Origin of the sequence: Alcaligenes sp. AB3, assembly GCF_031844565.1 — a bacterium.
Classification (GTDB): domain Bacteria; phylum Pseudomonadota; class Gammaproteobacteria; order Burkholderiales; family Burkholderiaceae_B; genus Alcaligenes; species Alcaligenes faecalis.
The window spans coordinates 881,825-900,583 of sequence record NZ_JAUZVM010000001.1 but is presented as its reverse complement, the minus strand read 5'-3'; the positions used below and the strand labels follow the sequence as shown (position 1 = coordinate 900,583).

17 protein-coding genes are annotated in these 18,759 nt (G+C 56.7%); 5 read left to right on the top strand and 12 right to left on the bottom strand.

Features of this window, described 5'->3' with window-relative positions:
* Positions 1-79 precede the first annotated feature (79 nt).
* From Q9R35_RS04205 to holB, 3 genes are all read right to left on the bottom strand, one after another.
* Positions 80-934 (bottom strand): ankyrin repeat domain-containing protein, encoded by an 855-nt coding sequence (locus Q9R35_RS04205; RefSeq protein ID WP_042480719.1) that lies wholly within the window; start codon positions 932-934, stop codon positions 80-82.
* 391 nt (positions 935-1,325) lie between these two features.
* Complete coding sequence (locus tag Q9R35_RS04200) at positions 1,326-2,096, bottom strand: TatD family hydrolase (RefSeq protein ID WP_311219380.1); 771 nt, start codon at positions 2,094-2,096, stop codon at positions 1,326-1,328.
* Positions 2,097-2,113: 17 nt separating this feature from the next.
* Complete coding sequence (gene holB, locus Q9R35_RS04195) at positions 2,114-3,163, bottom strand: DNA polymerase III subunit delta' (RefSeq protein WP_172400348.1); 1,050 nt, start codon at positions 3,161-3,163, stop codon at positions 2,114-2,116.
* Positions 3,164-3,299: 136 nt separating this feature from the next.
* Here holB and Q9R35_RS04190 point away from each other — a divergent pair, with 136 nt between their 5' ends.
* A complete protein-coding gene (locus Q9R35_RS04190) occupies positions 3,300-4,109 on the top strand; it encodes a deoxynucleotide monophosphate kinase (protein ID WP_311219379.1) in 810 nt (269 codons plus the stop codon).
* Positions 4,110-4,201: 92 nt separating this feature from the next.
* Here Q9R35_RS04190 and mltG read toward each other — a convergent pair whose 3' ends face one another.
* Positions 4,202-5,209, bottom strand: coding sequence for an endolytic transglycosylase MltG (gene mltG / locus Q9R35_RS04185; RefSeq protein ID WP_042480726.1), 1,008 nt, complete (start codon positions 5,207-5,209; stop codon positions 4,202-4,204).
* 269 nt (positions 5,210-5,478) lie between these two features.
* Here mltG and Q9R35_RS04180 point away from each other — a divergent pair, with 269 nt between their 5' ends.
* The gene (locus Q9R35_RS04180; RefSeq protein ID WP_197313279.1) at positions 5,479-6,330 is read left to right on the top strand and encodes a folate-binding protein YgfZ; all 852 of its coding nucleotides are present in this window, start codon (positions 5,479-5,481) and stop codon (positions 6,328-6,330) included.
* Here Q9R35_RS04180 and mmsB read toward each other — a convergent pair.
* From mmsB to Q9R35_RS04155, 5 genes are all read right to left on the bottom strand, one after another.
* Entirely contained in the window at positions 6,305-7,201 is an 897-nt protein-coding gene (gene mmsB, locus Q9R35_RS04175; protein WP_311219378.1) for a 3-hydroxyisobutyrate dehydrogenase, read from the bottom strand. The genes Q9R35_RS04180 and mmsB overlap by 26 nt on opposite strands.
* A gap of 58 nt (positions 7,202-7,259) precedes the next feature.
* On the bottom strand, positions 7,260-8,387 hold the full coding sequence (locus tag Q9R35_RS04170; RefSeq protein ID WP_270115723.1) for an enoyl-CoA hydratase/isomerase family protein: 1,128 nt from the start codon (positions 8,385-8,387) through the stop codon (positions 7,260-7,262).
* Entirely contained in the window at positions 8,384-9,532 is a 1,149-nt protein-coding gene (locus tag Q9R35_RS04165; protein WP_311219377.1) for an acyl-CoA dehydrogenase family protein, read from the bottom strand. Before Q9R35_RS04165 ends, Q9R35_RS04170 begins: the two co-directional genes overlap by 4 nt.
* A 149-nt stretch (positions 9,533-9,681) precedes the next feature.
* Positions 9,682-10,035, bottom strand: coding sequence for an RnfH family protein (locus tag Q9R35_RS04160; RefSeq protein WP_311219376.1), 354 nt, complete (start codon positions 10,033-10,035; stop codon positions 9,682-9,684).
* Positions 10,028-10,462: a type II toxin-antitoxin system RatA family toxin gene (locus Q9R35_RS04155; RefSeq protein WP_042480744.1), complete on the bottom strand. Its 435-nt coding sequence runs from the start codon at positions 10,460-10,462 to the stop codon at positions 10,028-10,030. Before Q9R35_RS04155 ends, Q9R35_RS04160 begins: the two co-directional genes overlap by 8 nt.
* 59 nt (positions 10,463-10,521) lie before the next feature.
* On the opposite strand from Q9R35_RS04155, the gene smpB reads away from it, so the two are divergent.
* Positions 10,522-10,986 carry an SsrA-binding protein SmpB gene (gene smpB, locus Q9R35_RS04150; protein ID WP_042480746.1) on the top strand — a complete coding sequence of 155 codons (465 nt, stop codon included), beginning with the start codon at positions 10,522-10,524 and terminating at the stop codon, positions 10,984-10,986.
* A 32-nt stretch (positions 10,987-11,018) separates the two neighbouring features.
* Here the strand turns inward: smpB and Q9R35_RS04145 are convergent, their stop codons facing one another.
* Positions 11,019-12,329: an NAD(P)/FAD-dependent oxidoreductase gene (locus tag Q9R35_RS04145; protein WP_042480749.1), complete on the bottom strand. Its 1,311-nt coding sequence runs from the start codon at positions 12,327-12,329 to the stop codon at positions 11,019-11,021.
* 341 nt (positions 12,330-12,670) lie between these two features.
* On the opposite strand from Q9R35_RS04145, the gene Q9R35_RS04140 reads away from it, so the two are divergent.
* Positions 12,671-13,312, top strand: coding sequence for a TetR/AcrR family transcriptional regulator (locus Q9R35_RS04140; protein ID WP_045930362.1), 642 nt, complete (start codon positions 12,671-12,673; stop codon positions 13,310-13,312).
* 279 nt (positions 13,313-13,591) lie between these two features.
* Here the strand turns inward: Q9R35_RS04140 and ppsA are convergent, their stop codons facing one another.
* Complete coding sequence (gene ppsA / locus Q9R35_RS04135; RefSeq protein WP_042480752.1) at positions 13,592-15,958, bottom strand: phosphoenolpyruvate synthase; 2,367 nt, start codon at positions 15,956-15,958, stop codon at positions 13,592-13,594.
* A 170-nt stretch (positions 15,959-16,128) separates the two neighbouring features.
* Here ppsA and Q9R35_RS04130 point away from each other — a divergent pair, with 170 nt between their 5' ends.
* Complete coding sequence (locus Q9R35_RS04130; protein ID WP_009454124.1) at positions 16,129-16,962, top strand: pyruvate, water dikinase regulatory protein; 834 nt, start codon at positions 16,129-16,131, stop codon at positions 16,960-16,962.
* A gap of 146 nt (positions 16,963-17,108) precedes the next feature.
* Here Q9R35_RS04130 and Q9R35_RS04125 read toward each other — a convergent pair whose 3' ends face one another.
* Positions 17,109-18,557 carry an amidase gene (locus Q9R35_RS04125; protein WP_311219375.1) on the bottom strand — a complete coding sequence of 483 codons (1,449 nt, stop codon included), beginning with the start codon at positions 18,555-18,557 and terminating at the stop codon, positions 17,109-17,111.
* Between the last annotated feature and the right edge of the window lie 202 nt (positions 18,558-18,759).

The following is an 18,759-nucleotide window of genomic DNA, read 5'->3' as shown; positions in this document are numbered from 1 at the left end:
GCCCGTATCACTACACACCCTCAGGACCGCAGCAACAAAAAAGGAGCCTTCAAGGCTCCTTTTTCCATCCTGTCACGGATCAAGGCTGTACAGGCTTGTCGAAACGGTCCAGGTCAAAATAACGACTGGTACTGCCCGACGAAGCGGGCTTGGAGCTTGAGCTATCCGCTGCAGGAGCGGGTTCTGGTTCTACCGTCACCGTTTGCACCCGATTCAGATCGGGCTGTTCGACCCGCTCTGGTACGCCGTATGTCTGTACCGCTCCCCCTGAATAAGTCCCCGCTGCAGCAGGCGCAGAGGCTGCTTTGCGTGCGACGGCCTGATCCAGGTAGCTGGCCAATTGTTCATGATTCGCCGAACGAGCCCAGTCTGCCGGACTCAAACCTTGGGCATTTTGCATACTCGGATCCGCACCCGCTGCCAATAACACATCGACTACAGCCCGTTTGCCCGACAAGGCAGCCATCATCAAGGGACTGGTCCCATCAGGTGCAGGCGCATTCACAATCGCTTTCTGAGACAGCAGATAGCGTACCGTCTCCTCGTGCCCTTTGGAGGCGGCATAGTGCAAAGGCGACCAGCCCACCCGATTCACTTGGCCACCTCGCGCTTGCAGATCACGCAAACGAGCGGTTTCCCCCATCAGCGCCAGATACATCATGGGGGTCTCGCGGGTCTCGTTCTCGATATTCACATTGGTTTGGCGATTGGCCAGCAAGGTGTCCACCACTTTCCAGGACTTGTTGCGGATCGCCAGCATCAAAGAGGGATTGCCCTTGGAGTCCACCGCATTGGGGTTCGCCCCTTTGATGAACTCCTGCTCGATGATATTGGAACGATCATTTTCCAGCGCCAAATACCAGTTCCGGCTTTCCAGCTCCTGTTCCTGCGCCGACACGGGGGCTGACAAGAGCAAGGCCAGTGGAAGCATCATGGAAAGGATGGTTTTATTAGGTATTTTTCTTTTAAAAATCATGTTATTAAATCCTTTTCATAAAGTACTTTATCAGGTTATGAAAGTACAAATGGCTGCTGCTTCAAGCGTTGCTCTTCCGTAATCAAGACGGCAACATTTAGCTATAAACAACTTCAAGAACAATCAATAAACTCTTGATTATTAATACAAATTAGCCTTTTAAAGCCAGTTTTCACCTGAACCAAAAGACGAAAAAAATTACGTAAATTTCTATTTTTATGTCTAAAATCAAACAATTAGATAGAAATCTTAAAGCAATAAATTAACTTTAAATTGCTTTTTTACAAGGTACTGAATCCGAACTAAGACGGACTCTACAGCTTCACAAAAACCTCTAAATGAAATTAACTTAAAGCTGTACCTTACTGAATAATCTGAAGAAATTCTCCGTGCTGGCCTCTTCTACTTCCTTAACTGAGATCCCACGAAGCTCCGCAATCTTCTCGGCCACATGAATGACCAGGGAAGGATTATTGGTTTTGCCACGATACGGTACAGGAGCCAAAAACGGCGAGTCTGTTTCGATCAGCAAGCGATCCAGCGGCACTCGCTGTGCCACCTCTTGCAGCTGAATCGCGTTCTTGAAGGTCACAATCCCGGAAAAAGAAATATAAAAATTCAGATCCAACGCCGCTTGTGCCACTTCCCAGGTTTCCGTGAAACAGTGCATCACGCCCCCGGCAATCTGCGCCTGCTCTTCGCGCATGATGGCAATCGTGTCTTCACTGGCCGAGCGGGTGTGGATAATCAAGGGCAGGCCCGATTCACGGCTGGCACGGATATGGGTACGGAAACGCGCACGCTGCCAATCCAGAGGCTCTTGCAAGCGGTAATAGTCCAGACCGGTCTCCCCAATCGCCACAACTTTAGGGTCTTGAGCATGCTTGAGCAGTTCCTCGACCGTCGGCTCGGTGACTTTCTCGTAATCCGGATGCACACCCACCGAGGCAAACAGATGGCCGTGAGGACGCACCAGGTCCATCAAACCGGGCCAGTCGTCCATATCCACGCTGACCACCAGCGCACAGCCCACCTGGTTCTGGCGCATCCTGTCCAGGATGTCGTCCAGATTTTCAGCAAGCTCGGGGAAATTAAGATGGCAATGCGAATCAACAAACATGATTAGAGGGTACTTTTTTAAACACGACGACATGCCTGGTGCAAACGGTCCAGGGCATGATGAATAAACAATTTAGCATTGAGCGGATGATTGCCCAGCCTCTTTTGCTGGACCAGCCACTTCAGGGCTTCCGTCACCGCTGTGGTGTTGGATTGGGCTGCCAAGGCATCAATGCGTTTTTGCAGGGAAGGATAGTAACGCGCTGGTTGGGCAAAGCCACCCAGCTGAATATCGACAAACAAACGCTGCCAATGGTCGATCCACTCTTGGGCAGGCAGTTTTTCCAGCGTATCGGCCAAGGACAGGTCCGCCTCTCGACCCGCTTTCAGCACCCCATCCATCCAGGCACTGAGCCAATCGGGACACGGAGCATTCATGTCCTGGCTGGCACTCAACGCTTTTAGCGGTGCCCCGCCCCAGGCAGCCAGCCAGTCCGAGGCCTGATCCACCCCTTGTTGCTCCAGCCATTGCACCGATTGCTGGGCATCGGGTGCGGGTAAAGGCAAACGGCGGCAACGCGACACCAGTGTGGGCAGCAGCCGATCTGGTGCATCGGCAACCAGCAAAAAGACCGTACGATCTGCGGGCTCTTCCAGCACCTTCAGCAAGGCATTGGCGGATACCAGATTCAGGGCTTGAGCCGGATACAGCACCGCAACGCGCCAGCCCCCTCTATGGGTGGCAGTATTGAACCAATGCTGCAACTGACGCAATTGCTCCACCCGGATTTCACGGGAAGGATTTTTACGGGCGGCTGAATCCTTGGACAGATCGCCTTCCTGGGTATCTGGCCCCTGCTCTTCAAGAGCAACAGCATCCGGGCGCAGCAGGCGCAAATCGGGATGATTCCCGCCCCGCACCCACTGACAGGCCTGACATTGGCCACAAGCCAGACCCTGCACCGGCTGGTCGCACAATAAACTGGCGGCAGCCGCACGGGCGAATTGTGTCTTGCCGATGCCCGGCAGACCGTGGATCAGCCAGGCATGGGCAAAACGCTCCCGATTGCCCAACCAGCTTTGGGCGGTCTCGATCTGCCAGGGTAGAAAAGTCAAACTATCAGACACCGTATTGCCTCAAGGTTGCACATCAAAAGGCCTGATTCACGCAGGAAAGACAAGGCCATCGTCCCCGCTTGAACAGCTCAGCGCACATTGTAATATGAACCGGTAAAATGCCTGCTCCACTACCAAGGATGATGAAGTGAGCTTATTGATCGGGCTGGCCGCCAAAGCGCGTTCAGGCAAAGACACCGTCGCCAGTTTGCTACTGGCACACAACCCCTTATTGGCCGCCTATGCCCTGGCCGACCCCGTGAAAATGGGTTGTGAAGTGCTGTTTGGCTTGAGCCCGGCCCAGGCCTGGACAGACGACAGCCTGAAAGAGGTGCCAATTGCCCTGTGGCAGCGCTCCCCCCGTCAGTGTTTCCAGCTACTGGGAACGGACTGGATGCGCCAGCGCGATCCCGATCACTGGCTACGCCGCGCCCAGCATGTACTGGAATTCGGGCCAGGCGCCCCCCTGGCCAAAAACAGTCAGGACTACTCGGTCTGGGCACTGGCCCTGGCGGCGATTTACGGCATGTCGCCTGAACACCTGGATGACAAACAGGCTGATCAAGTGGATGCCTTTTGGGGCTTGAGCCCGCGTCAGGCGGCCGAGCACCTGCGCAATCAGGTTCTGGCTGAATACCCAGATTACGAGCAACGTCGTCAAAGCCTGCCCCTGTTCCCGCCCAGCCACCAGCTTCCTGATATGAGCCAGGCCCGCTGCCTGCTGATTAAAGACATTCGCTACGAAAACGAGGCCAATTTTATCCGTGAGCACGGCGGGGAAATCTGGCATATCGAACGTCCCGGCAATCCGGTGATCAGCCAGCACTCTTCCGAGTGGGGTGTGGAACGCGCCCCCCAGGACTATCTGATTCGCAATGACGCGGGCCTGGAAGAACTGGCCAGCAAGGTCCGTGATGTGTGGACCGGGTTTACGCAACGGCACGGTCTGACGCTCTGATCCCTTGTCACCTGGCTAGGGTTTTAACCCTCCGGACACTACCCGACATTCCCCAAGAAGCATTCAGGCCCCGAAAGGGGCCTGTGTTGTGTTTAACGCTTCAGAATATATTTTGCGACGGCCCGATTATGTGCGGCCAGATTCGTCGAGAACTCGCTGGTCCCATCTCCACGCGACACAAAATAATAGAAATTGTGCTTTTCCGGATGCAGGGTCGCCATCAAGGAGGCCTTGCCGGGACTGGCAATCGGCGTGGGAGGCAGGCCATTGCGCGTATAGGTGTTCCAGGGCGTATCCGTCGTCAGATCCCGCTTGCGAATACGGCCGTCATAGGCCGAACCCATGCCATAAATAACAGTCGGGTCTGTCTGCAATGGCATGCCTACGCGCAAACGGTTCATGAACACCCCGGCCACGCGTGCCCGGTCCTGGCTGTGGCCCGTCTCGCGCTCCACGATAGAAGCCATGATCAAGGCTTCATACGGGGTCTTCAAGGGCAAATCCGCGTCCCGGTCCGCCCAAAGCTGCTCCAGCAGCTCCTGCTGGGCCTGAAAACCGCGACGCAGGATGTCCACGTCCGCCGTACCTGGCACAAACACATAGGTATCGGGATAGAACAGGCCTTCAGGATGGACCGCTTCCACGCCAAAACGCTTCAACAAATCGGCATCACTGACATCCGCCAAGGTCTGCCGGACCTGCGGATTGCTCGCCAGCGTTTCGCGTATCCGTTGATAGGTCCACCCTTCGGGAATCGTCAGGCGGGTTTGCAGCATATTGCCGCTGGACATGCGCTCCATCACCATCCAGGGCGTATCACCACGCACAGCTTCGTAGGCACCCGCTTGCAAGGAGGTATCCAGACCGGAGAGTCGTGCCATCCAGACAAACGCATCTTCCTGAATATCAATCCCGGCCTGCTGCATGCTGCGTGCAATCGCGCGGGGGCCGGAGCCTGCAGGCACCACATAGTCGATGCGTTCGGCACTCATCGTCACGGGCTGTTTCTTGGCCCAATACCAGGCACCACCCGCTATCACACAGGCGGCGACCACCAAAAGGCCCAACAGGGCAGAGAAGATCTTGACAGTTTTTTTCATGCGAGCGCTATTGTAAACAGAATGAGGCGGCATATTCTTGAATATGTGTCACAGCCAAACACAGAAACCCGGGCCCGCCCCCATCTGTGAAACCGTCTGCCCAACCCATGCCCTGATCCCAGCGGGGATATGCCCCTGAAACCGGCCTCACACACGGTATCATTGATGTTTAAATTTATTTTTTTCGTTCAGCCATGACCGGAATGCCTGCCCCCACCTCTTTTGCCCTGCCTGATTTGTGTGTCCTCCAATTTCAAGGAGCCGATGCCGTGTCCTTTCTCCATGCTCAAGTCAGCAATGATCTGGAGCATCTGGCTGCCGATCGCGCCTGCATCGCGGCCTATTGCACCGCCAAAGGCCGCAGCTTGGCGACCATGGTGTTGTGGCGCGAGCAGGACGAAACGGTCTATGCCCTGGTACGTCGTGATCTAAGCGAAGCCCTGATCAAGCGCTTGCGCATGTTCGTGCTGCGCAGCAAAGTCACGATCAGCCTGGCCGAGTTGCAGGTTTACGGTGTGGCGGATCAATCCAGCGCCCAGGCCGTCTGGAGTTTGCAGCACGATGGTGGCGACACCCTGATCCAGGCCCCTGGCGATCTGGATGGCTTGAATCGCCACTGGCGAATTTCCCCTCAACCAGACGCGACTGCGCAAGCCTCTGACGGTCGTTGGGAAACAGCGGATATTTTGGCCGGCTTGCCCTGGATCGGCGCCGACACACAGGATTTGTTCATTCCCCAGACCCTGAACCTGGATCTGATTGACGGCATCAACTTCAAGAAAGGCTGCTATCCGGGCCAGGAAGTGGTTGCGCGTAGCCATTATCGGGGCACGATCAAGCGCCGCATGATGGCCGCCCGTACCGCTGTTCTGGACACGGCACCACAGACGCCGGAAGCTGCCGATGTGTTTCTGGTCTCACAGAATGCGGAACCGCTGGCCGCCGCGCGCATTATCAACCGTGCCTGGCAAGCCGAGCAGCAGCGACTGTATGTCTTGATGGAAGTGGTACTGGCGGACCTGGGACAAGGCCAGCTTCAGCTGGAGCAAGGACAGACGCTGGAACTGCAGCCCCTGCCCTACGCGTTGCCAGAACTTAGCTCTTCTGACGGTACAAATTAAGAATGCTGGAGAAATCCAGCCCTGCATTCTGACCCTGTGCGGCGTGCAAGGCGAACAGGTTACGGGCCAGTTCGCCTAAAGGCGTCGCACTGTTTTGACTCACTGCCGCATCGGCGGCCAGACCCAGGTCTTTCAGCATCAGGCCTGTCGCAAACCCACCCTGATAGTCACGCGAGGCCGGTACATCCGGCATCACGCCCGGCCAGGGGTTGTACAGTTCGGTCGCCCAGTTACGGCCGGAGCTGCGCGCCATGATGGACGACAGCACGGCAGGGTCCAGACCGTGGGCAACGCCCAAAGCCAAGGCTTCAGCGGTACCCGCCATCAAAATTCCCAAGAGCATATTGTTGCAAATCTTGGCAACCTGACCCGCACCGGCTTTACCGGCGTGGAAAATGTTCTTGCCCATGGCATCCAGGTAAGGCCTCGCCTTTTCCAGCGCCGGATCCTCGCCCCCAACCATAAAGGTCAAGGTGCCGGCAATGGCGCCACCCGTACCACCGGAGACAGGTGCATCCAGCATCAACAAACCCAGCTTGGCTGCCTTGGCGGCCAGATCCTGGCTGGTTTGCGCATCAATCGTGCTGCAATCGACCAGCACTGTGCCGGGGGCCACAGCCTGCAGCAAGCCGTTCTCGCCCTCATAAACCTGACGAACGTGGCGGCCAGCGGGCAGCATGGTAAAGACCATCTGGGCATCTTTGGCGATGTCCACGGCCGATTCGCCCACCTGTGCCCCCGCCTCCTGCAGTTCCTTCATGGCTTCCGCATTCAGGTCAAAGACTTTCAAACTATGACCGGCTTTGAGCAGATTCAGCGCCATGGGTTTGCCCATATGGCCCAGCCCGATAAATACAATCGTGTTACTCATTTTGTCTCCTCGTCATTATGAAAACGGCGCCGTCAGGCGCCGCAGCGGTCTGCCTGGATCACAGGTCAGCCAAGGGATGAGTCGTTTCTGCGGGCCAGGCAGGAACAAAAAAGCGTTCCACCCAGCGGGCATCAGCCTGTTCCAGCGACGCCGGATTCCAGCGTGGCTGTTTATCCTTATCAATCAGCAGTGCGCGTATGCCTTCCTGGAAGTCGCCCTGTACGCCACATTGCAGCGACACAATGTATTCCAGACGGAAAACATCGGCCAAAGACAGGTGGTGGACCCGCTCCAGCAGCTCAAAGGACAAGCGAGCCGAACCAGGAGCGCCTTTAGCGAAGGTTTGCGCGGCGCGGGACAGCCAGGGGTCGGCACTATCCTGCCACTGCTGCAGAGCCTGTGTAATGCGTTCAAATTCGCGGCTGGCGCAGACATCACGCAGCATGGCGTAATTTTGCTCCAGCGGGCCGCTATCGGGGCGAGCGCCCTCTGCCAGACTGCGCAGGACCTGATGCAGGCTGCTGTCACAAGCGGCGCGTTCATCAGACCAGCTCGTGGCTTGCAGGGCCTTGAGCAAGGCGTCGAAATGCACCCGTGGCAAGTAAGCGTCCGCCAGGCCCAGGAACAAGCAGTCCGAGGCGTTGATTTGCGCGCCGCTCAGCGCCAGGAAGTGGCCGATGCCCGCAGGCAGGTGCGATAGCATCCAGGTGCCGCCCACGTCGGGGAACAAGCCAATGGAGATCTCGGGCATGGCAAAACGCGTGGTATCTGTCACCACACGATGGCTGGCACCGTTGAACAAGCCCACGCCCCCGCCCATCACAATCCCGTCACCCCAGCACAAAATCGGCTTGGGGAAGGTATGAATCAGATAGTCCAGGCGGTATTCCACATCGAAAAATTCGCGGGCGTACTCGTTATTCCAGGCCGAACCACCCTGGTTCTTTTGCATGGAAGCGTACAGCGAATGCAGATCGCCGCCAGCACACAGCGCCTTTTCTCCGGCACCGTGCAACACGATCATGGCAATACTGGAGTCCTTCGCCCATTCCTGAAACTGCTTGAACAGCAACTGGCACATTTCCAGATTAAGTCCATTCAGGGCCTGCGGGCGGTTCAGAGTCGCAACACCAATCGCTTTCCCGTTCTGGCCGGGCAAGCGATCAAACAAAACAGAATCCGTCATCGAATATCAGCTCCAAGATCAATGATTTGTCGTGCAATGATGACACGCATGATCTCGTTTGTGCCTTCCAGAATCTGGTGCACCCGAGTATCGCGCACCAGTCGCTCCACAGGATAATCCTTCAGATAACCATAACCGCCAAAGAGCTGTTGCGCATCCACGCAGGCCTGAAAACCCAGATCCGTGGCCATGCGTTTGGCCATGGCGCAGTAAGTGCTGGCCTGGCTGCTGCCGGCGTCCAGGTGCGAGGCGGCCAGACGCACCATTTGGCGGGCGGCGACCACGCTGGTCAGGATATCGGCCAATTTGAACTGCAGGGCCTGGAACTGGTCCAGATGCTTGCCGAACTGGCGGCGCTCCTGCATGTATTGGCGGGCGGCATCATACGCGCCCTGGGCGGCTCCTACCGAGCAGCAGGCAATATTGATACGCCCACCATCCAGACCCTTCATGGCCAGCTTGAAGCCTTCGCCTTCCTGGCCCAGCATGGCCGAAGCAGGAACGCGCACGCGCTCAAAAGTAATGCCCCGTGTGGACTGGCTGTTCCAGCCCATCTTCAATTCTTTGCGGCCATAGGTGATACCGGCGGCATCGGCAGGTACGGCAAAGGCGGAAATCCCCTTGGGACCATCACCACCGGTACGAGCCATGACCACCAGCAAGTCCGTGTCCCCGGCACCGGAGATAAAGGCTTTGCTGCCACTGATCAGATAGTCGTCGCCATCACGCTCGGCGCGGGTACGCAAGGAGGCGGCATCCGAGCCTGCGCCTGGCTCAGTCAAACAGTAAGAGCCCAGTTTCTGACCACTGCTCAGCAGCTCGCCCCATTGGGATTTGACGTCGTCCGTCCCCCAGGTGCCGACCATCCAGGTCACCATATTGTGGATTGTCAGAAATGCGGTGGTTGAGGGGTCCACTGCCGCCATTTCTTCAAACACCAGGCTGGACTCCAGACGTCCCAGGCCCAGACCACCAATGGATTCCGGGGCATACAAGCCGCAAAAACCCAATTCGCCCGCTTTACGGAACGCCTCGATCGGGAAAATCTGTTCCTCATCCCAACGCGCCGCATGCGGTGCCAGTTCCCCTTGTGCAAACTCGCGAGCCGCTTGTGCGAAAGCGTTCTGATCATCTGTCAGTATCATGTCTGTCTCCTTATTTTTACCCACCATAATGCGTGCCGCCCCCTTTAGTTGTCGTGCTGATGACAATCAGCCGTTTCATAGGGGGCAGTGCAAGGCAGGAGGCGACAGTCTAGCTGAAAGTAGCGGCCTGATGATCAGGCGCAGACGAACTAGGCGCGGGCAGGTTTGCGGCGGGGTCTGGCCGCAGCGCGAGCGGCCAGCTTGTGTGCGTAACGACGACGGCGAGAATCCATGGGGTCAAAAACCAGTTCACGGTAGACCTCCACCCGGTCCTGATCCTGCAAGAGCTGGCCCAGCTGGCAGCGTTGGCCGTAGACGCCGACGTGCAGTGCGTCCAGGCCCTGTTCATCATCCAGCGGCGGCAGGCCGCACTCACGCAGCCCTTCGGCAATTCCTGCCTTTAACAGGGCATCACGGACACAGCTGCCCGCTGGCAAACGCAGGGCGGCTTTCCAGACCTGGGCCTGGGTCGCCACAATCACGCTGACGGATAAATCAGTCACCGTAGACCTCTTGGGCACGGCGGGTGAAGGAGTCGATAAAGCTGTTGGCAACGCGGTTGAAAATGGGGCCGACCACCATTTCCAGCGCCCGACTGGAGAACTCGTACTCCATGGTGAACACGATCTTGCAACCGTCTTCACCCAAAGGAGTAAACTGCCAGTCCCCCGTCAAGGCCGAAAACGGCCCTTTGACCAGGCGCAAGACAATACGATTGGGATAATCGTGTTCGTTGCGTGTGGTGAAGGTTTGGCGAATACCCGCGATGCTGATGGTAACCGAGGCTTCCATCCCCTTTTCGTCGCGCTGATTGACGGTCGCCCCCCCACACCAGGGCATGAATTCAGGGTATTTTTCCACCTCTGCAACCAGGTCAAACATCTGTTCGCAGCTATAAGGAAGGAGGACGGAGCGTTTTACTGTATGCATCAGGTCTGGTTAATAGATAGAATGTTCTGATTTTACAATCTATGGTTGGCAATTAATTCATGAGTATTGTTGATAATCGCAAGGCTACCCACGAATATTTTATCGAAGAGCGCTTTGAGGCCGGTCTGGTCCTGGAGGGCTGGGAGGTCAAGGCGATCCGAGCTGGGCATGTTCAGCTCAAAGAAAGCTTTGTCATCGTACGCGAAGGCGAGCTGTTTATTATCGGGATGCACGTCAGCGCTTTGCCGACCGCGTCCACCCATATCCGGCCCGATGCCACTCGCACACGTAAACTGCTGCTCAAAGCCGAAGAAATCAGCAAGCTGATCGGCAAGGTTGAACAACGTGGTTACGCCCTGGTTCCCCTGAACCTCCACTACAAGAAAGGTCGTATCAAGCTGGACTTCGGTCTGGGCCGCGGTAAAAAACTGCACGATAAACGTGATGTTTCCCGCGACAAGGACTGGAAGCGTGAACAAGAACGCTTGATGAAACACGACACCCGCCGCAAGACGAATGAATAAAACGGGCTAAAAAGCCCGTTTTGTTCCAAATCTCAATGTAATTTAACACGAGGGGCGGCCCGTTTGCTGAGCAAGCGGCCCAAAGCCAAGGTTGCCGTTCGCGCAACCCCCAAAATCGCCATGTGGTGCATCAGGTGCAGGCTCATGTACATGATGCGAGCCAGCAAACCTTCCACAAACCAGCTCTTGCCGGACAAGACCCCCATCAGGCTCCCTACCCCACGGCTGTGACCGACGGAGACCAGCGAGCCGTAGTCCTTGTAGACAAAGGGCGCTTCATCTACCGGCTTGCCCTGAATGCGAGCGGCCAGACGCTTGCGCAGGTAACTGGCTTGCTGGTGCGCGACCTGGGCGCGAGCCGGCAGGAACTGGCCTTCCTTGTCCCAAGGCACTTGTGCGCAATCGCCCAGGGCCCAGATATACGGATCAGGCGTGGACAAACAGGCATCCAGCACCAGCTGATTGATGCGGTTGACGGGCAAACCCAGCTGACCCAAAAAGGCAGGGGCTTCAATCCCGGCCGCCCAGACGCACAAATCGTTGGGATACTGACCGCCGTTCACATCCTCGATATGATCCGCCGCCAGGCGACTGACCCGCACCGAGGTCCGTACCGCCACGCCACGCTGTTCCAGCAGGCTTTGGGCCGTAGCGGACAGCTTGGGCGGCAAGGCGGACAGAATGCGATCTGCGCCTTCCAGCAAGGTAATACGTACTTCACGGTCCGAACTGCTACCCGGAATGCTGTAAATGCTTAAATCGGCGCGGGCTTCCAGCAACTCGGCGGCCAATTCCACCCCGGTTGCCCCGCCCCCGACAATATTGATGTACAGCGGCGCACCTGGCTCGCGCTGAGCACGGCGTGTCACACTGATCAACTCATTGAGCAGCTTCAAACGGAAACGCTCGGCCTGATGGGTCGAATCCAAGGCCAGCGCGTGCTCATGCGTGCCCGGCGTATTGAAGAAATTGGATTTGCTGCCTACAGCCATCACCAACGTGCCATAGGACAGGCTGCGCTCGGGAAAGACCTCTTCATGATCGGGTCCCAGGACAGGCGCCAGCGTAATGGTGCGCTGTTCACGATCAATGCCGATCATTTCACCCTGAATAAAGGTAAAGCCACAGTCACGCGCCAGCATGAAATACGACAGCCCTTCGCGGTGAATATCCAGGGTGCCGGCGGCTACCTCGTGCAAAGACGGTTTCCAGATATGGTCACTGTCCTTGTCGACCAGAAAGATATGCTGACGCCCGAACTGACGTCCTAATTTGGCAGCCAGCTCCAGGCCGCCTGCCCCGCCCCCAACAATCACCACTTGATACGACTGCGTAGTAGACATCCAAAACTCCTCGGGCTTTGTCTTAAGCAAAGAGAGTATCAGAACCGCTGCCTTATACTTTAAATCAAAACAGATAAGGACTATAGCGATCTGTCAGCGCTGCCAGACGCGCCTCAAGGCTGGGGTCTGTGTTACCACCCGAATATGTGGCACATTTGCGCCTTACCGGGTCTTAGATCAAAGACTGAAGCAAACAAATAGGTCCGGCAGCAGTGCATGTCGTAAAATTAAGGGGTTTGGTCTTGCCTTCCCTTAACGATCGAAATGGGGCAGCAGCACAGCAGCCATTGATACGGTATGATGCTGACTTTGTCCTGTTCACTTAATTTTTGCCTGCCATTATGCACGACGATGTTCCCCGAAAATCCCAACGCGCGACTCGAAAGGGGCGCGAACGCCGCGACAAAATTCTGGAAGTTGCTTCCGAGGTTTTTCGCGAAAATGGTTTTGAGGCCACGTCCATGTCCCAAATCGCTGCCTTGGCAGGCGGCTCCAAGGGCACTCTTTACAATTACTTCCCGTCCAAAGAAGACCTCTTGCTGGCTGTTCTGCTGACAGGCGCCCAGGAGTTTACTGAACAGGTACTGACCAAGCTGGACTGCGAAGGCGATATACGCGAGGAACTGCAGCGTTTCCTGCTCCCCATGCTGCGCAATCTGTACTCCAAGCAAACCGCCCAGCTCTTGCGCATTGTGGTCTCTGTTGGCGGGCACAGCGATATCGGCAAGCGCTTTATGGAGATGCTGGACGATCAGATTTGGGATGGGGTTCAGTGCTTCTTTGCCCGCCACATCGAGCGCGGCACCTTGCGCAAGCTGGACCCGGCCTTGATGGTGGAGCACTTCCGTTGCCTGAGCGAGGGCGAAATCGTACTGCTGCTCATGGGGGCGATGGAGCCCTGGAGTGAAGAGCGCATTCAAACTGAAACGGAACATATTCTGGATATGTTCTTGCACGTTTATCAAAGCGACGTAGAAAATTAAACCGTGTCGCTCGGCTGCAGCGCTGATGATTCCTCCCATATCCGGTTCCTGTTTCACGCTCCATCCCTGACAGCGAACTCTTCAAGACCTTCACAGAATCCTTGCCGCCCGATCCAGGGCGCGTTGGGCCACTCCCCTTCCCCGTTACTGCCTCAGTAAAAGATAAGCCCCAGAAACAACAACACCCCGGCATGGAAGCTCCATGCCGGGGTGTTGAGTCGTCTTGACTGGCTTGGCCAGCGCACTGCCAGAGACACTCTGGCAGCCGCCAGATAAGTCTTAGGCCTTGGCCAGACGCTGCCAGGTATCCACAACCGTGTCCGGGTTCAGCGACAGCGAAATAATGCCTTCGTCGCTCAGCCACTTGGCCAGATCGGGGTGGTCGCTGGGGCCTTGGCCACAAATACCCACGTACTTGTTTTGTGCCAGACATGCCTTGATGGCACGGCTCAGCATGAACTTCACGGCTTCGTCGCGCTCGTCGAAGTCGGCAGCCAGCAGTTCCATACCGGAGTCACGATCCAGACCCAGAGTCAACTGAGTCATGTCGTTGGAACCGATGGAGAAACCGTCAAAGTACTGCAGGAACTTCTCGGCCAAAATGGCGTTGGAAGGCACTTCGCACATCATGATCAGGCGCAGGCCGTTTTCGCCACGAGCCAGGCCGTGAGAAGCCAGCAGGTCCACAACACGCTCTGCCTGACCCAGGGTACGCACGAATGGCACCATGATCTCGACGTTGGTCAGACCCATTTCGTCGCGCACTTTCTTCAGGGCTTCGCATTCCATCTTGAAGCATTCTGCGAAGTCTTCGGACAGGTAGCGAGCCACACCGCGGAAGCCCAGCATTGGGTTTTCTTCCTCGGGCTCGTAGCGCGAACCACCCACCAGCTTGCGGTATTCGTTGGACTTGAAGTCCGACAGACGCACGATGACGGGCTTGGGGTAGAAGGAAGCGGCCAGAGTCGCAATACCTTCAGCCAGTTTTTCCACGAAGAATGCACGTGGGCTGGCGTAGCCACGAGCCGCCGATTCCACCGCCTTTTTCAGGTCGCTATCCACATTGGGGTAGTCCAGAACAGCTTTGGGGTGAATCGCAATGTTGTTGTTGATGATGAATTCCAGACGAGCCAGACCCACACCATCGTTAGGAATTTGCGAGAAGTCAAAAGCCAGTTGTGGGTTACCCACGTTCATCATGACTTTCAGGCCGATCTCGGGCATTTGGCCCCAGCTGACTTCTTCGATCTCGGTTTCCAGCAGACCGTCGTAAATACGGCCTTCGTCGCCTTCAGCACACGACACCGTCACTTCCTGGCCTTCTTTCAGCACGTCTGTGGCGTTGTTGCAACCGACCACGGCAGGGATGCCCAGTTCGCGAGCAATAATCGCCGCGTGGCAGGTACGGCCGCCACGGTTGGTGACAATAGCCGAAGCCAGCTTCATGATGGGTTCCCAGTTAGGGTCCGTCATGTCGGTCACCAGCACGTCGCCGGGTTTGACCAGATCCATCTCGGAGGCGTCAGCCACGATACGGACTTTGCCCGAACCGATCTTCTGACCAATGGCGCGGCCTGTTACCAGGACTTCGCCCGTGGCTTTCAGGCGGTAGCGCTCTTGCACATCGTTGTTGCCTTGCTGGGACTTAACCGTCTCAGGACGGGCTTGCAGGATGTAGATCTTGCCGTCGATACCGTCACGACCCCACTCAATGTCCATAGGACGCTGGTAGTGTTTTTCGATGATGGTGGCGTAGCGGGCCAGTTCGATCACTTCTTCGTCGCTCAGGGAGTAACGGTTGCGCTCAGACACAGGCACGTCCACAGTGCGCACAGCGTGATCGGTAGTACGACCTTCGTCAAATTCCATCTTGATCAGCTTGGAGCCGATACGGCGGCTGATGATGGGGTAGTGACCGGAAGCCAGCGTTGGCTTGTACACGTAGAACTCGTCCGGATTGACCGAACCTTGAACCACGGTTTCGCCCAGGCCGTAGGAGGAAGTCAAAAAGACCACGTCCTTGAAGCCCGATTCCGTGTCCAGGGTGAACATCACACCAGCGCTGCCCTTGTCGGAGCGCACCATGCGCTGGATACCCGCGGACAGAGCCACTTCAGCGTGGGCGTAGCCCTTGTGCACGCGGTAGGAAATAGCGCGGTCGTTGTACAGGGAAGCAAACACGTGGTGAATCTTGCTCAGCACCTCGTCAATGCCCACCACGTTCAGGTAGGTTTCTTGCTGACCGGCAAAGGAAGCGTCAGGCAAGTCTTCAGCGGTGGCGGAAGAGCGCACGGCAAAGGAACCCTTGCCGTCTGCGTCCAGTTCAGCAAACGCGTCACGTACGGCTTTTTCAAACTCGGCCGGGAACGGCGTGTCAATGATCCACTGGCGAATTTCAGCACCGGCAGCAGCCAGTTCACGAACGTCGTCGGCGTCCAGCGTATCCAGACGCTGCTGAATGCGCTTGTCCAGATCGTTGTTTTTCAGGAAAACGCGGAATGCTTCGGCTGTTGTAGCAAAACCACCTGGCACGCGCACACCGGCGTCCGCCAGCTGGCTGATCATTTCACCCAGCGAAGCGTTTTTACCGCCCACTGTGTCGACGTCCGTCATGCGGAGCTTGTCGAAACCAATTACGTAAGACATAAGTCACCTTGAATAGAAAAAAAAGCGTGTTTGCTTAAGGCAGTGATCCCAGCCGCGCTGTCTGTGTGATCTGTCCTAAGCAAACCTGCCTTTCCATACCCCCGATTCGAGCGGTAAATGGTAATCTTGCAAATTGTACCGTTTCCCGAGCATTGTGCACGACTTATTCCATGTCTTCTTCTCCTATTGAGCGTACCGTCTTTGTCGTTTCCGACAGCACGGGCATTACCGCCGAAACTTTCAGCAACTCCGTCCTGTCGCAATTCGCTCAATTCGAATTTCAGGCCATCCGGATTCCCTTCATCGATACGATCGAGAAAGCCCAGTCTGTCGCTGATCGCATCAACCAATGCGCCCAGGAACAAGGCCAGCAGCCTCTGGTATTTAGCACCTTGGTTGACCCCAAGATGGCGCACATCATTGGCGCGGCCAACTGCACCTTCCTGGACCTGTTTGGTGCCTTTGTACGACACATTGAACGCGCCCTGGGCGTGAAATCCAGCCGTTCCGTGGGCCGTTCGCACTCCGGTGGCATGTCCAAGCGCTACAACAACCGCATTGAGGCCATCAACTTCAGCCTGGCGCACGACGATGGTCAGTACGTGAACGGTCTGGAACAAGCCGACGTGATCCTGGTGGGTGTCTCGCGCTGCGGAAAAACGCCTACCAGCTTGTACTTGGCAATGCAGTATGCCGTCAAGGCCGCCAACTACCCCATCATTCCCGAAGATTTCCAGCGCGGCACCCTGCCTGCCACACTGGCCCCCTACCGGAAAAAGATTTTTGGCCTGTCCATTCATCCAGACCGTCTGTCTGAAGTGCGCAATGAACGCCGTCCAGGGAGCAAGTACGCCACCATCGAGCAGTGCCGCATGGAAGTGGCTGAAGCAGAACGTTTAATGCGCATGGAAGGCATTCCCTGGCTGTCCACCACCACCAAATCCATTGAGGAAATCTCGACCAAGATTCTGGATGACGTCGGTTTGGACCGCCGCTCGTACTAAGGACTGAACGCCTGGTCCAGACGATACGCCCCGTACGGGAGTATTCGGACAGCCTCCACATCAAGGCCTGATCTCGGTATCACACCGAACTCAGGCCTTTTTGTTGGCCGCTGGTACGGTATCAGATCTGCTGCTTTTGTCCGCACTCAATCCAACTTGCCCACCCAAACCTGCGGGTGCTGATCACTCCAGGGCAAGGCTTGCTCCAGCTGCCCAGCCAAGCCAAACAAGAGGCATTCCTGGCCATAAGCGGCCGTGAACATCATGCCTATGGGTAAGGAAGTCGCCACATCCTGCCCGGCCGGCACCGACATGGACGGCGAACCACTGATATTGGCCAAGGCAGCAAAAGGCGCTTGCTTAAAAACGTGGGCAATCCAGCCCAGACCATCCACCTGATCCTGTACCTTGTTGTACTCCCCCACCTTCATGGGCAGCGTGGGTACAGTCGGCGTCATCAAGACATCGTACTTCTGAAAATACGCCCCCAGATTTCGCGAGACCGTATTACGCACGGCAATCGCCCCCAGAATATCGATCCCGCTTATCTTCTTGCCGTAGGCATAGGCCGCCAGCGTGGCCTGTTCCAGATATTCCTCGTTCACCGGCCGTCCCGTGAGCGCGGCAATGCTGTCTATCCACGCCGCCGTGTTCACGTTCCAGAACTGGGCATTGGCGTGTACAAACGCCTCCCAGCTGACGCCGGAATCAAACACCAGGGGTTCGACCCGATGGCCCAAAGACTCCAGCACTGAGGCCATATCAATCGCCTTGGCCGCAATGACGGACTGGGTTTTGTCACCGCTGGGCGGATCCATCATCAGCCCGATACGCAAAGAGCCTGGGTTCTTCTTCACAGCCGACAGAAAGGTCTGGGGTGGCGCTGCCGTGTAATACGGCTCCCCGATCCCGGGGCGGCTAATTGCGTCCAGTAAGGCGGCGCTGTCCCGTACACTGCGGCTGACACCCAGGTGGGCCAGCAAACCGCTCCACACCTCATCTTGCTGGGGGCCGCTGGAAACCCGCCCCCGAGTCGGTTTCAAACCGAACAGGCCGTTCACCGCTGCCGGGACACGAATGGAGCCGCCGCCATCGGTTGCATGAGCCACGGGCACCATCCCTGCCGCTACCGCCGCTGCTGAGCCCCCTGTGGAGCCGCCTGCATTAAAGGCAGGGTTCCAGGGATTCAGCGTAGGGCCTACGCAGCGCGCCTCCGTCGTGGTACTGATAGCGAATTCCGAAGTGGTCGTGCGCCCCAGCGTGACCAGTCCCGCCTCCTTGTAGAAGCTCATCAGGGTGCTGTCCGCATCCATCACCATGTCTTGCGCCAGCTTGCTGCCCAGCTCGTAACGCTTGCCCTTCATGATGATGGCCAGATCTTTAATCAAAAACGGGACGCCGTAGAGTACGGAGTCCCGATCAGCATGGGGATCGATCTCCCCGTCCCAGCTCTCTACAACGGCATTGATTTTGCTGTTCAGGGTGTCGACCGCTTTTTTGCCCACCTGACTTAACTCTTGAACACTGATTTTTTTCTTGGCGACCAGCTCAGCCAGAGCCAGGGCATCATAGGTCGCGTATTCGCTAAGTTTCATTGTTGACCTCATCTGAAAAGGATTAGGAATCCAGCCGGATACAACGATGGAGCGATACAAAGAGAAGGGGCGGCCCTTTAAAGAGCCGCTAGCAGACAAGCGTCTGCCGCGCTATGCACTCAGTGCTAGCGTACCGATAAGCAGGCGCCTTACTAGATGATTTACTTGATTTTACAAGTGGAGACAAGTGTTCCATCAGGAC

Coding starts and splice junctions, on each gene's coding strand:
- Q9R35_RS04205 (WP_042480719.1), bottom strand. CDS start 934: ATGATGCTTCCACTGGCCTTGCTCTTGTCAGCCCCCGTGTCGGCGCAG.
- Q9R35_RS04200 (WP_311219380.1), bottom strand. CDS start 2,096: ATGTTTGTTGATTCGCATTGCCATCTTAATTTCCCCGAGCTTGCTGAA.
- mltG (WP_042480726.1), bottom strand. CDS start 5,209: ATGAAAAAAACTGTCAAGATCTTCTCTGCCCTGTTGGGCCTTTTGGTG.
- mmsB (WP_311219378.1), bottom strand. CDS start 7,201: ATGAGTAACACGATTGTATTTATCGGGCTGGGCCATATGGGCAAACCC.
- Q9R35_RS04170 (WP_270115723.1), bottom strand. CDS start 8,387: ATGACGGATTCTGTTTTGTTTGATCGCTTGCCCGGCCAGAACGGGAAA.
- Q9R35_RS04165 (WP_311219377.1), bottom strand. CDS start 9,532: ATGATACTGACAGATGATCAGAACGCTTTCGCACAAGCGGCTCGCGAG.
- Q9R35_RS04155 (WP_042480744.1), bottom strand. CDS start 10,462: ATGCATACAGTAAAACGCTCCGTCCTCCTTCCTTATAGCTGCGAACAG.
- smpB (WP_042480746.1), top strand. CDS start 10,522: ATGAGTATTGTTGATAATCGCAAGGCTACCCACGAATATTTTATCGAA.
- Q9R35_RS04145 (WP_042480749.1), bottom strand. CDS start 12,329: ATGTCTACTACGCAGTCGTATCAAGTGGTGATTGTTGGGGGCGGGGCA.
- Q9R35_RS04140 (WP_045930362.1), top strand. CDS start 12,671: ATGCACGACGATGTTCCCCGAAAATCCCAACGCGCGACTCGAAAGGGG.
- ppsA (WP_042480752.1), bottom strand. CDS start 15,958: ATGTCTTACGTAATTGGTTTCGACAAGCTCCGCATGACGGACGTCGAC.
- Q9R35_RS04130 (WP_009454124.1), top strand. CDS start 16,129: ATGTCTTCTTCTCCTATTGAGCGTACCGTCTTTGTCGTTTCCGACAGC.
- Q9R35_RS04125 (WP_311219375.1), bottom strand. CDS start 18,557: ATGAAACTTAGCGAATACGCGACCTATGATGCCCTGGCTCTGGCTGAG.